Origin of the sequence: Salmonella sp. 32120201201600049SM (assembly GCF_017572835.1) — a bacterium.
GTDB lineage: Bacteria > Pseudomonadota > Gammaproteobacteria > Enterobacterales > Enterobacteriaceae > Salmonella > Salmonella enterica.
The window spans coordinates 29129-42143 of the sequence record NZ_JAGESA010000007.1 but is presented as its reverse complement, the minus strand read 5'-3'; the positions used below and the strand labels follow the sequence as shown (position 1 = coordinate 42143).

Below are 13015 nucleotides of genomic sequence, written 5' to 3'. Positions count from 1 at the left end.
CAGACGTGGGTATCGCTGCAATAAGCCGCCCCTTTAACATCATCCCGGCTTACGTTTTATAAGCCGGGTGACAACGTCAGCGCGTTTTTCTCGCCATCTCGTAAGCAGCGGACAGATCCAGACGCTGCCAGAACTGTTGATCCTCGGTCTCGCCCGACAACGGATATCCTGCCGGTAACGCCGTCTCTTCCATTAACGCCTGACACTGCGCTGACGACAGGTTCGGCAGCGCTGTCTGTAGCAGAACATCGGCGCCTTTTGGTATTTTCAACGGCTGATGCTCGCCTTTCTGTTGCGGCAGGTTATAAGTCATGGTGAAGCGGTAGAAGGTATGCATGGCCGGATCGCGGTACGGATCGTCTTTTCCGGTCGATGCCGCGCATTCGACAATCGTCGTACCGCACTCTTTCACCAGCGCCTCACGCAGTTGAGCGCGAGCTTCGTTGAATAACGTACGGTAATACGGATCGTTAAGATAATGCGCGACATTACGCTGCGCGACCATCCGCGCGCCCATCACATCCAGCGGATAGTGTACGCCAAGGACCAGGCGAGAATAGCCATAACGCGCGCCACGAATCACCAGCGCATCAAAGCGTTCCGGGATCATTTCCGCCATCAACAGCGCATCCGTATAACCGGTATTCGTGTGTCCGCTGGGGAAAGCACCGCCACCCGCGGTATAAGGATGACCATCTTTTACCACCACATCATCCGGCGTCAGATGGATAGTATTACCCGGCACCTGGAAAGGACGCGGGTAATGAAAATATTTTTTCGCCGCGCCGGTGCTGACTTCCGAGGCTTTAATCAACGCTGCCGCTTTGCCCAACTCACCTTTATCATAAGCGGCGAGAAATGCCCGCCCCAGCCGCGGCCCCATTGCGTCGCTCAGGAAATAGAGATACTCCACGCTTTCCGCATCCGCCAGCGCCTGGTGACGGGTATTAACATCGGCATCGTGATTAATCGCCGTCACCGTCGCCAGATTGTCTTTCAATACTGCTTCCGGCAATGTATTGAAGGCGGAAAGTAGGGTAATTCCCATCTGTTGATTCTCAGTAGTATGAAAATCATAACCGCTAGCCTGTAACCAGGCATTATCCGCCTGGATGGAATTCTGTCGCATCTGAGCCAGGGCGTCGCGAGTCAACGCGGCGGTATCGCCTTGTAATGCCTTACGCAACTGTGTCAGCCATTGAGCCTCAAGGTCATTAAAGGCGACGCTCGCCGAGTCGGGCGTCACGCTTTTCGCTATCGACTCCGCCTGGGACAGGGGAATATCTTTCGCCAGTGCCGGCATCGCCAGCGCCAGAGATGACGCCAGTACAGTAATGTGTAGTTTCATTATGGTTCCTTTCATTAAAAATAACGCCAGGTCAAAACTACTACCTTGCCCACAGGCGATGCTGGCCTGCGCAGTTGACGGTTTGATGATACGAACACGTCTTGCAATACTTTCACAACGCGCGAAACAACATGGCGGTACTGGGGTAATCTCTACGGATCTGCGGTAAACTATCGGCTAACTTGTTTACTTCCCGGAATATCTGCATCCATGCTCAGTTATCGTCACAGCTTTCACGCTGGCAACCACGCCGACGTCCTTAAACATACCGTTCAGAGCCTGATCATCGAGTCGCTAAAAGAGAAAGAAAAACCGTTTCTCTATCTGGACACGCACGCGGGCGCGGGGCGTTATCAGTTGGGCAGCGAACATGCTGAACGTACCGGAGAGTATCTGGAAGGCATCGCCCGTATCTGGCAGCAGGACGACCTGCCCGCCGAACTGGAACCGTATATTAGCGTCGTAAAACATTTCAACCGCAGCGGGCAGTTACGCTACTATCCGGGCTCCCCGTTAATCGCCCGCCAGTTGCTGCGTGAGCAGGACAGTCTGCAACTCACGGAATTGCATCCCAGCGACTTCCCACTGTTGCGCGCGGAGTTTCAAAAAGACAACCGCGCCCGTGTGGAACGCGCTGACGGCTATCAGCAACTGAAAGCCAAATTACCGCCGGTTTCCCGCCGCGGTCTGATCCTCATTGACCCACCTTATGAAATGAAAACCGACTACCAGGCGGTAGTCAGCGGCATCAGCGAGGGTTATAAACGTTTCGCCACCGGGACATACGCGCTATGGTATCCGGTGGTGCTCCGCCAGCAAATTAAGCGCATGATTCATGATCTGGAGGCCACCGGCATCCGTAAAATCCTGCAAATTGAGCTGGCGATCCGCCCGGACAGCGATCAGCGCGGGATGACGGCGTCCGGTATGATCGTGGTTAACCCGCCGTGGAAACTGGAGCAGCAGATGAACAACGTGCTACCGTGGCTGCACAGCAGGTTGGCGCCAAACGGTCACGGACACACTTCGGTAAGCTGGATCGTGCCGGAGTAATCACAGCCATCGGTGGAACCTTTCACCTTCAGGTATACAATCGCGAATATTTTGGCGGGTAGCGCAGAATCTATCCGTCCGACAACGAACATAAAGGAGCGGTCATGACCAAACACTATGATTACATCGCTATCGGCGGCGGCAGCGGCGGTATCGCCTCGATTAACCGCGCCGCTATGTACGGCCAGAAATGCGCGCTCATCGAAGCCAAAGAGCTGGGCGGTACCTGTGTTAACGTGGGCTGCGTGCCGAAGAAAGTGATGTGGCATGCCGCGCAGATTCGTGAAGCGATTCATCTGTATGGCCCGGACTACGGTTTTGACACCACGATTAATCAGTTCGACTGGAGCAAGCTGATTGCCAGCCGTACCGCGTATATTGACCGCATCCATACTTCATACGACAACGTGCTGGGCAAAAATAACGTGGATGTGATTAAAGGCTTTGCCCGCTTTGTCGATGCCAAAACCATTGAAGTGAACGGCGAAACCATCACCGCCGACCATATTTTGATCGCTACCGGCGGCCGTCCGAGCCATCCGAGCATTCCAGGCGTGGAATACGGCATTGATTCCGACGGTTTCTTTGCGCTGTCTGCCTTGCCGGAGCGCGTCGCGGTGGTAGGCGCAGGTTATATCGCTGTTGAACTGGCTGGCGTTATCAACGCGCTAGGGGCGAAAACGCATCTGTTTGTCCGTAAACATGCGCCGCTGCGCAGTTTTGACCCGATGATTAGCGAAACGCTGGTTGAGGTGATGAACGCCGAAGGCCCGCAACTGCATACTCACGCCGTGCCGAAAGCGGTGGTAAAAAACGCCGACGGCAGTCTGACTCTGGAACTGGAAGATGGCCGTAGTGAAACCGTTGATTGCCTGATCTGGGCCATTGGTCGCGAACCGTCGACCGACAATATTAATCTGGCGGCAGCGGGCGTGAAAACCAATGAAAAAGGTTACATCATTGTCGATAAATTCCAGAATACCAACGTTGAAGGCATTTACGCCGTTGGCGATAACACCGGCGCAGTGGAGTTAACGCCAGTCGCCGTCGCCGCCGGTCGCCGTCTCTCCGAACGCCTGTTTAACAACAAGCCGGACGAGCATCTGGACTACAGCAACATCCCGACCGTGGTCTTTAGCCATCCGCCTATCGGCACCGTCGGGTTAAGCGAGCCGCAGGCGCGCGAGCAGTACGGCGACGAGCAGGTAAAAGTCTATAAATCATCGTTTACCGCTATGTATACCGCGGTGACGACGCACCGCCAGCCGTGCCGTATGAAGCTGGTCTGCGTCGGGCCGGAAGAAAAAATTGTGGGTATCCACGGTATCGGCTTCGGCATGGATGAAATGTTGCAGGGCTTCGCAGTGGCGCTGAAGATGGGCGCTACCAAGAAAGACTTCGATAATACCGTCGCTATTCACCCGACCGCATCGGAAGAGTTTGTGACCATGCGTTAATATCTTGTGCGCCCATCTTCAAGGGTGGGCGCACAAGCCTGCATGATTAATACGTACTGAAATAACTCTGGATCAGTTCCGGATTACGCGTCTGAGTTAATGCCGTCATCAGCAAGACTCGCGCCTTCGCCGGGTTGAGCGAGTCAGACACCAGCCCTGGCTGCCCTTTATCCAACGGTACGACGCCGTTTCCGGTGCGGGAAGCGCGCACCACGATAATCCCGGCTTTCTCCGCTTTTTTAATCCCCGCGTCGCTGCGTACCGAGACCGAACCTGCGCCGGTTCCGGCATAAATAATACCGTCCGCGTGATGGGCGATCGCCGCATCATACATATATTCCGGGTCGTCCTGATAGCCGTAAATAATCACCACATTGGGTAATTTTTTGATATTACGTACGTCAAAAACAGATCGCAGGGTATGAATTTTTTCCACCCGCGTTTCGAACTGTGGCTTACCATTAACGATGACCCCCAGATAGCCCTCTTCCGGCGCTTTAAAGGTATCCAGAGTCGTGGCATTGGTTTTCGTTACAAAGCGCGCCGAACCAATACGATCGTTTAAAACGACCATTACACCGCGTCCCTTCGCATTCGGGTCAGCAGCCACCGTGACCGCTTCCAGCAGGTTCATTGCGCCATCGGCGCTGATTGCCGACGCGGGCCGCATTGCAGCGGTAAACACCACCGGTTTGTCGCTTTTCACGGTCAAATTAAGAAAGTAGGCGGTTTCATCGAGCGTGTCAGTGCCATGAGTAATGACCACACCGTCAACATCGTCCCGCGCCAATAACGCATTCACCTTCTGTGAAAGTTTCAGGATGATATCGCTGGTCATATTTTCGCTACCAATATTCGCCACCTGCTCGCCGTCAACGCGAGCGATATTATTCATTTCCGGCACGGCATTTATTAATGTTTGCACGCCAAGTTCACCAGATTTATATCCGGCGGTTTGCGTATTATTGGCTGCCGTCCCGGCGATAGTACCGCCTGTCGCGAGAATAACAATATGCGGTAGTGACGTTGTGCTAAATACACAGTGGCTGATGAGCAGCAACACGGTGGCCATGAAAACTCTGATTTTCATTTTCTTCCTCTGAATTAAAAATAATAAGTGACGTGTGCTATAAAAAATTTAATAACAATCAGGCCAGAATCATTTTTCCTATTAACAGCCCGACAATGACCGAGACAATCACGTTAACTAATCCCGGACGCATAAAACTATGGTTAAGCACATATTTGCCGATACGCGTCGTACCGGTGTCGTCAAACGCCAGCGCCGCCAGACACTGCCCCGCCACCGGAATAAAGAAATAGCCGTTAACGGCAGGCCAGGAGCCGATTAACGCATAAGCGGGCAACCCTAACGCCAGCCCCAGCGGCAACAGAATTAACGTCGTTGCCGCCTGGCTGCTGACCATAGCGGACACGAAAAACATCATAATGGCGATAAGCCAGGTATGCTGTTGCAATAGAGTTTGCACTTCTGCCTTAATCAACGCGATATGACCATTCACGAACGTCTCACTCATCCAGGCCAGGCCGAAGGCGCAGACAATCGCCAGCGCGCCCGCCCGAAATACCGTACCGCTGATAATCTGATCGACCTGCGGCCGGCATAACAACACAATCAGGCAGGCAAAAGAGAGCATCGTAATCTGGATAGCGGCGGACATCGAAAGCGGTTGTAGCCCTTTCGCTGTCTCCACCATGGGCCGCAGCGCCGGAATCAGTCCTAACAGAACGATAACGATCGCGCTGGTCAGAAATAACGCCACCGACAATTTGGCGCGCAAAGTGACCACCGTATTTTTACTTTCTTTCTGCGCAGGCTTAATTAACCCTTCAGCAAGCCGACGTTGATATTCCGGATCGTCTTTTAACTCTTTTCCTTTATTAAACGTCGCTATTGCCCCCATCGCTACGCCGATCAACGTGGCGGGCACGCAAATCATCATTATGGTTGAAATAGAGACGCCCAACGGCGCCATTAAACCAATCATCGCCGCCATGGCGGCAGATATAGGGCTGGCGGTGATCGCCTGTTGCGATGCGATAACGGAAATAGATAAAGGACGTTCCGGTCGAATACCTGAATCCCGTGCGACCTCAGAAATAACCGGTAACAAGCTATAAACGACATGCCCCGTTCCTGACATAAAAGTGAAGATATAACAGATAAACGGCGCTAATAACGTAATGTAACGAGGGTGGCGACGCAGAATTTTTTCCGCCAGTTTGACCAGTAAATCCAGCCCGCCGGAGGCCTGTAAAGAAGCGGCCGCCAGGACAACAGAAAGAATAATCAGAATAACATCAATCGGTGGCGTAGAAGGCGTCAAGCCAAAAATAAAAACCATCACGCCGACGCCTAACCCGCCGACCATCCCTAAAAATACGCCGCCGATCCTGGCGCCTATCATCAGGGCCACAAGGATAAAACATAATTCCGTCCAAAACATACTTCCTCCTGGGTTATCTGGAGTGAGTGTCGCTTTACATTGAGGGACGTAACCTATTGTGCAAACGGTTTACCAAAACCAAATGCGCCGTAATGAGATAACACCTGCGCCGCCGATTTCCCGCCCTGCCGCATGGCGCGTAGCACGCTTTCTTTATCGGGTTCCGCCATACCCGATTGCAAAATGGAAAGCAAAAAACCGGTTAAGAAGGCGTCGCCTGCGCCCAGCGTATCGACAGGTTCGATATAAGCAGGTTGCCACTCCAGATAATCCGCGCCGGAAAAATAATAAACTTTTTCATGCCCGCAGGTGGCAATAATATGCCGACAGCCATAACGATAAAGTTTATTGAGTTTTATTTTGATTTCATCTGGCGATAACCCGCTACAGGAGATAAATCCATAATCTACCCACGGGCATACCTTTTTAAAATAGTCGTCTGTACCGCGCCCGGAAAAATCAAAAGAGAGTAAGACGGTTTGTTGTTTAATTTTCTCCAGTTCCGATTCCAGGTGGCCGTTAATACTGGAATGGACTAAGGTAAATTGTGATATATAGCGAAGATCATCGTCAGACAGGCTAAAAGGATGTTCCCGCAATACGCCGTTTTTGTTGCTGGCGACAAATTGCCGATCGCCATGCGTGAGACGGATACAGGCATACCCATTTTCGCCGGTATAATGGCGGCTGTGAGAGATGTCTATCTGTAGCTGGTGTAATACATCCTGTACGTGCTGCGCGGCGTCGTCATTGCCAAACGCCCCCATAAACGCGCTGGGGATGCCTGCTAATTTCGCATAGACAGCAAAATTTAATGCATTACCGCCGGGGTACATGATGCCGGAATGCAGGTATTTATCGACAACGTTGTCGCCAATACCCAATACGCTGATGCTCATCATTATTCCTTGTTTGTCTTTACAATAAAAAGCGTCCCTGCTTTTTTATCCATCCTGATGTAATTAATATTCCACTTTCCACATATAGCGGCGCGTCGTTAACGGATGCTGACGCGCCTCAGCTAACGCCCGATTGTAAACGGGATAAACGTTATTAAAGAGAGAGTGGTTAAAGTAATCAATAACCGTGGTTTTAATGGTCGATAGCCCCAGTTCTTTCGCATCGACAACTTCAATCCGGCGACCATATTTTTTCAGGAAGTTTAACGCGCGTTCATCCACCGCCCGCGTATTGCCCTCGGAAAACTGGAAGAAGAAAGGCGTATTCGCATCGGTAATTTCAAAGGGCCCGTGGAAAAACTCACCGCTATGAATACAGGCGGAATGTATCCATTGCATTTCCATAAAGATACAGATGCTCTGCAGGTAGGCTGCGCCATAGCCCGCGCCGCTGGCGACGGTGTAAATGACTTTATCGTCTTTATATTCCTGCGCGAACGCCTGCGCACGCTCCGCAACCTGCTCGCAAGCGCGCCAGACGATACGGTTGATTTTGCTGACTCCATCCTGAAAATCGTCGTAGTGCGCATACCCTTCCGTCTGCTGGAGCAGTTCGACCGCACTCAGCAAGCCTTTCATCGTTTTCTCTCCGGCAATATCTTTACCGTCGCCAAACGTGTACGTTTCCACATAGTCGCAATGCGCCACCAACGGTGAATCCATTATCCAGGTTAAACCAATGACCGGCGCGCCGTGCTGACGGGCGATTTCAGCCGCTTTAATTGTCTCTGGCGTATTACCTTTGTGGGAGGCGACAACCACAACGGCATTTTCTCCCAGCGCTACCGGCGGGTTGTTAATAAATTCTCCGCTGTTATACAGACCGACAGTCAACGCTTTCGCTTCTTTTTCTAAAAATGCTTTCGCCGGATAGAACGCCGCATAAGAACCGCCGCACGCCACGTAATAGACGTGTTTAACGCCTCCTTTCTCTGCCTGGCTGGTCACAATATTGCTAACTGTCTCTTTCATACCCATCATGCTTTCCTCTGGTTCCATCAATGATACAGGCGAGGATTCGCCATAAATGACTCATAATGTATTATTATTTTTATATGACATTTAAAGACATTTGATCAAGATGGAAACCAAAAAAAATCGGGATCCGCGATCTGGATCCCGATTCAGCCTGCTCTTCGTTAGCGTAATGCTGACATCATACGGTAAACCGTATTTTATCGCCGACAATCAACTGTTGCGAAACGCAGGAGAGTTCTCCTTTGTTATCAATCATTTCACTTTTTATCAGGATCAGCGGATAACCCTCGTTGACGCCAAGATAATGGGCGACTTCAAAGCTGGCATAAACCAGTTCGATCATCTTACGGGAGTGGGTAAACCATAAGTGGTGTTTCTCGCGTAAGCATTCATACAAAGAGTGATTATTAAGATCTTCGTCCAGCAAAAACGCAAAACGTGGGGGAAGATGTACGGTTTCCAGCGATACCGCCACATCGTCGGCATAGCGGATACGTTCAATGACGACCGCTTTTTCGCCATCGTTCATATTCAGTAACGCTTTTGTCTCATTGTCTACCGATTCAAAAACGGATTTGATAGTGCGTGACCCCGGGCGACGTCCCTGGGACTGGCATAACTCGCTGAAACTCATGATGCCGATCATGCTACGCTGAAATTTCTCACTAGAGACAAAGGTGCCTTTGCCGGAGACACGGGTCAGCAAATTTTCACGCGTCAGCGCATCCAGCGCCTTACGGACCGTGACCCTGCTCACCTGCCAGCGCACGCTCAGTTCATTTTCCGTCGGGATCTGCTGGCCTGGTTTATACTCTCCACGCGCAATGGCCTCTTTTAAGGCATCTTCAAGCTGCTTATAAAGCGGTTTGGCGCTTTTACTGTCGGGTTGCTCGATCATTTGTATCCATTTGTATTATCATGGTGCCATAGCTTGTATTATAACTATTTACGTTACCTTTGCTTGTGAATCCACGCCATGCGGTGACGTAGTGATACCGCTATGAAACGAATGTTCTGATTTTAGGTCTGGGGCGGGCGTCATGAAAATAGGATTTTCGCAATACTATTCAGTAAGTTATGAAGTATTTTTCTTGAGAGACAAATTGCAAAATGTGATCTATCGCACACTTTGCCACTCAGGTATCGAAGCGAATGTCTACGCTTAATAGACAGCCGGGCAACACCCGTATCTTTTACGACGCAAGCCGGAGGTCCTTGTCATTATGCTCAACCAGAAATTAAACCCCACGCCTTCTGAAGATCTGACTATTGATGTCGATCTGCTTTATGAAACAGACCCGTGCGAGTTAAAGCTGGATGAAATGATCGAGGCGGAACCGGAGCCGGAGATGATCGAGGGGCTTCCCGCCTCTGACGCCCTGACCCCTGCCGATCGGTATCTCGAACTGTTCGAGCATGTACAGTCAACAAAACTGTTTCCAGACAGTAAAACGTTCCCGGACTGCGCGCCGAAGATGGACCCGCTTGATATCCTGATCCGCTATCGTAAGGTCAGACGCCACCGTGATTTTGACTTACGCCGCTTCGTCGAGAACCATTTCTGGCTACCGGAAACCTTATCCAGCGAGTATGTCTCTAACCCCGAAAACTCGCTCAAAGAACATATTGACCAGCTTTGGCCGATACTGACGCGCGAACCGCAGGATCATATTCCGTGGTCTTCGCTGCTGGCGCTGCCGCAATCCTATATCGTGCCGGGAGGCCGTTTTAGCGAAACCTATTATTGGGACTCTTATTTTACCATGCTGGGTCTGGCGGAAAGCGGGCGCGAAGACTTACTTAAATGTATGGCGGATAATTTCGCCTGGATGATTGAAAACTATGGCCATATTCCCAACGGCAACCGGACCTATTATCTGAGCCGCTCGCAGCCGCCGGTTTTCGCCCTGATGGTTGAACTGTTCGAAGAAGATGGCGTACGCGGCGCGCGGCGTTATCTCGACCATCTCAAAATGGAATACGCCTTCTGGATGGACGGCGCCGAATCGCTGGCGCTCAACCAGGCTTATCGCCACGTTGTGCGGATGCCGGACGGTTCCCTGCTGAACCGCTACTGGGACGATCGCGACACGCCGCGCGACGAGTCCTGGCTGGAAGATGTCGAAACCGCAAAACACTCCGGTCGTCCGCCCAATGAAGTCTACCGGGATTTGCGCGCCGGGGCGGCGTCCGGCTGGGACTATTCTTCACGCTGGCTACGCGATGCGGGCCGGCTTGCCAGCATACGTACGACCCAGTTTATCCCTATCGATTTGAACGCTTTTCTGTATAAACTGGAGAGCGCTATCGCCAATATTTCAGCACTGAAAGGCGAACGTGACACCGAGGCACTATTTCGCCAGAAAGCCAGCGATCGACGCGCCGCCGTGAACCATTATCTGTGGGATGATGAAAACGGCTGTTATCGGGACTATGACTGGCGACGCGAAGAAATGGCGCTCTTTTCCGCCGCCAGTATCGTGCCGCTGTATGTCGGTATGGCGAACCACGAGCAGGCCGACCGTCTGGCAAATGTGGTACGCAGCCGTCTGTTAACGCCCGGCGGGATTATGGCGACCGAATACGAAACCGGCGAACAGTGGGATAAACCGAACGGCTGGGCACCGCTGCAATGGATGGCGATTCAGGGCTTCAAACGGTATGGCGACGATATGCTGGGCGATGAAATCGCCCATAACTGGTTAAAAACAGTGAACCATTTTTATCAGGAGCACCATAAACTGATCGAGAAATACCATATTTCCGGCGGTACGCCCCGCGAAGGCGGCGGGGGCGAGTATCCGCTACAGGATGGGTTCGGCTGGACCAATGGCGTGGTGCGCCGCCTGATTGGCCTTTACGGAGAGCCTTAACCTGCTCCGGGCTCAGTGAATCGCATCATAAATGGCTGACTGAATTTTCAGCCATTTTTTATTGTCTGCGCTGGGCCGGGCCTGAGCGCGCAGCCGGGCCTGCTCCGTATCGTACTGCTGGCGCGTCACAACAGCCGGAACGGTGCAAAACGTTTGCAAATAGGTTTTATGCATCGCGGTCAGCGGCGCGCCGCTCGACATGTCATGACTTAACGTTGTGATAAATCGTCGGCAGGGTTTGACCTCATCCATCAGCGCGGGATAACGCAACAACAGTTGCAGCACCTCGGTATGTCCTGCCGCAAACGCTTGCTCCGTCCACGCGAGCTGCCAGTTCATTCCACCCTGGAGGAACAGCGCCGTCACCCGCGTATCATTGCGCTCTATCGCCGCCCGCATGGTAAACGCATCCCAGGTAATCCCCATATGATTGAGCGTTTCCCGCGCGGAAGGCGCCTCGCGCGGCGGTTCATCCTGCGCCATTGCGGGAGCTTGCCCGTTATCGGAGCCTGGCGACGACGAACTAAATAGCCAGAACGCGCCCGCCAGTATCGCCAGCGTCATGACGCCAACCCCGCCCCACAAAGCGCCGGAAATAAGTTGCTCACGCTCTTCAGGCGTACGCGGAGGCCGCTTACGCGGTGGTTCTATGCTCTCGCTAATCTCATGCTTATCTCCCCCGGCCTGCCGATCTTTAAGCCGCGCGGTTTCCCAGAACTGGCGCAATTCACGTTCATCCGCCAGCAGAAACGAAGCGGGATTCACGCGGGTACGTTTTTCGGCATAGGCGCGCTGGATGGGCCGAACGATTTGCTGATACTGAACGTTTAGCAGCATAAGCTGCGCTGAGGTGAGCGGCTGCCTGGCGATAACCTTGTTTCGCGCGAGGCGGCAATCATCCAGAAACATACGCAGAGTGGTGCGCGACTCGGCGAACAGCGTTAACGCTGAGGCGTCATTAAAAATTCTGACGTAATGTCGGGCAAACAATTTTTTATCGACCACCATAAGCGCCAGTTCGCTAAACAACATGCCCTCCAGCGCATGTTGATCTTCTCCCTGTTTTAACCACTGGCGCAAACGGTCCGGGCCAAAATGTTGCTTGAGGTAGTGATTCAGAGACGCCCGATCCGGCCATGCGCGCGCAATAAGCGCTTTTAACGTCAGTTCTATCGCCCGAAGCTGACGCTGCGCCTCAAGATGCGCCTCCTGGTCGGGTTCTTCCAGCTCAGTTTGATAGGTCAGTAGCGGCTGCTGCTGACGTAGATGCTCCAGCGAGGTGACAAAACGCAACGCGGCAAGGAGTTGATTTTCGCTCACCTCTTGCCCGCTGTCATACTGGGGAACATGCTGCTGAAGGTGACGCAGTTGCAGCATAAACTGGCTCAACTGCGCGTCATTTATCCGCAATTTTTTCGCCACCGCGCCCCAACCGCCCAGGTTAAGACGCGCCTGCTCAAGTTGTTCCATGAACCACCGGGGCTCTTTTCCCTCGGTGGTATGAATACCCAGCAGCAGCAGGATTTCTATTGATGCCTGGCGGATAATCCCCAGGCTATGTTCAAAAGGCGCGCGTGTCGCCTGCGAAGCGCTATTCGTCATTATCTTCCCTAAAAAGACGATCCCGCGACGAGATCTTCGTTTTCTTTTAATTATGTTTTTTCATAGATATAACAGATTCAGCCACATTTCAGTGACTTAATCTTAATGATTGCAAATTTATAAGAAGATCGGTTACTAACCAAAAACATCAGTTTTTCATTCTGCCAACGCGGCGTGACGCTGAACGGCATAGACCTTTTCCCTGCCTGCGTTTGGCCGTCTGACCACTAGCCACGCGTGCAGCACACTTTATAATCGCGCTTTTTATGAGAAAGAT

At 52.2% G+C, this 13015-nt stretch carries 10 protein-coding genes; 3 read left to right on the top strand and 7 right to left on the bottom strand.

What is annotated here, in order from left to right; genetic code table 11:
• Positions 1–76: 76 nt before the first annotated feature.
• The gene (locus tag J4650_RS15050; RefSeq protein WP_023993727.1) at positions 77–1348 is read right to left on the bottom strand and encodes a phosphatase PAP2 family protein; all 1272 of its coding nucleotides are present in this window, start codon (positions 1346–1348) and stop codon (positions 77–79) included.
• A gap of 210 nt (positions 1349–1558) precedes the next feature.
• On the opposite strand from J4650_RS15050, the gene J4650_RS15045 reads away from it, so the two are divergent.
• Positions 1559–2401, top strand: coding sequence for a 23S rRNA (adenine(2030)-N(6))-methyltransferase RlmJ (locus J4650_RS15045; protein ID WP_000954233.1), 843 nt, complete (start codon positions 1559–1561; stop codon positions 2399–2401).
• 104 nt (positions 2402–2505) lie between these two features.
• Positions 2506–3858, top strand: coding sequence for a glutathione-disulfide reductase (gene gorA / locus J4650_RS15040; protein WP_000160778.1), 1353 nt, complete (start codon positions 2506–2508; stop codon positions 3856–3858).
• 46 nt (positions 3859–3904) lie between these two features.
• On the opposite strand, the gene fraE is transcribed toward gorA, so the two are convergent.
• The 5 genes from fraE to J4650_RS15015 form a co-directional block, all read right to left on the bottom strand.
• The gene (gene fraE / locus J4650_RS15035) at positions 3905–4948 is read right to left on the bottom strand and encodes a fructose-asparagine asparaginase (RefSeq protein WP_000702752.1); all 1044 of its coding nucleotides are present in this window, start codon (positions 4946–4948) and stop codon (positions 3905–3907) included.
• Positions 4949–5006: 58 nt separating this feature from the next.
• Positions 5007–6326: an anaerobic C4-dicarboxylate transporter family protein gene (locus tag J4650_RS15030; protein WP_000498932.1), complete on the bottom strand. Its 1320-nt coding sequence runs from the start codon at positions 6324–6326 to the stop codon at positions 5007–5009.
• Between the two features lie 53 nt (positions 6327–6379).
• Complete coding sequence (gene fraD / locus J4650_RS15025) at positions 6380–7225, bottom strand: fructose-aspartate kinase (protein WP_000028439.1); 846 nt, start codon at positions 7223–7225, stop codon at positions 6380–6382.
• A gap of 63 nt (positions 7226–7288) precedes the next feature.
• Positions 7289–8266, bottom strand: coding sequence for a 6-phosphofructose-aspartate deglycase (gene fraB / locus J4650_RS15020; protein ID WP_010989080.1), 978 nt, complete (start codon positions 8264–8266; stop codon positions 7289–7291).
• A gap of 175 nt (positions 8267–8441) precedes the next feature.
• Positions 8442–9161 (bottom strand): GntR family transcriptional regulator, encoded by a 720-nt coding sequence (locus J4650_RS15015; protein ID WP_000572571.1) that lies wholly within the window; start codon positions 9159–9161, stop codon positions 8442–8444.
• 325 nt (positions 9162–9486) lie between these two features.
• Here J4650_RS15015 and J4650_RS15010 point away from each other — a divergent pair, with 325 nt between their 5' ends.
• Positions 9487–11136, top strand: coding sequence for an alpha,alpha-trehalase (locus J4650_RS15010; RefSeq protein ID WP_000934257.1), 1650 nt, complete (start codon positions 9487–9489; stop codon positions 11134–11136).
• A gap of 12 nt (positions 11137–11148) precedes the next feature.
• On the opposite strand, the gene J4650_RS15005 is transcribed toward J4650_RS15010, so the two are convergent.
• Positions 11149–12738, bottom strand: a complete 1590-nt coding sequence (locus tag J4650_RS15005) for an STY4199 family HEPN domain-containing protein (protein ID WP_023993726.1) — start codon at positions 12736–12738, stop codon at positions 11149–11151.
• Between the last annotated feature and the right edge of the window lie 277 nt (positions 12739–13015).

Bases quoted from the DNA above. Each gene is read 5' to 3' on its own strand.
- J4650_RS15050 (WP_023993727.1), bottom strand. From the start codon at position 1,348: ATGAAACTACACATTACTGTACTGGCGTCATCTCTGGCGCTGGCGATG.
- J4650_RS15045 (WP_000954233.1), top strand. From the start codon at position 1,559: ATGCTCAGTTATCGTCACAGCTTTCACGCTGGCAACCACGCCGACGTC.
- gorA (WP_000160778.1), top strand. From the start codon at position 2,506: ATGACCAAACACTATGATTACATCGCTATCGGCGGCGGCAGCGGCGGT.
- fraE (WP_000702752.1), bottom strand. From the start codon at position 4,948: ATGAAAATCAGAGTTTTCATGGCCACCGTGTTGCTGCTCATCAGCCAC.
- J4650_RS15030 (WP_000498932.1), bottom strand. From the start codon at position 6,326: ATGTTTTGGACGGAATTATGTTTTATCCTTGTGGCCCTGATGATAGGC.
- fraD (WP_000028439.1), bottom strand. From the start codon at position 7,225: ATGAGCATCAGCGTATTGGGTATTGGCGACAACGTTGTCGATAAATAC.
- fraB (WP_010989080.1), bottom strand. From the start codon at position 8,266: ATGATGGGTATGAAAGAGACAGTTAGCAATATTGTGACCAGCCAGGCA.
- J4650_RS15015 (WP_000572571.1), bottom strand. From the start codon at position 9,161: ATGATCGAGCAACCCGACAGTAAAAGCGCCAAACCGCTTTATAAGCAG.
- J4650_RS15010 (WP_000934257.1), top strand. From the start codon at position 9,487: ATGCTCAACCAGAAATTAAACCCCACGCCTTCTGAAGATCTGACTATT.
- J4650_RS15005 (WP_023993726.1), bottom strand. From the start codon at position 12,738: ATGACGAATAGCGCTTCGCAGGCGACACGCGCGCCTTTTGAACATAGC.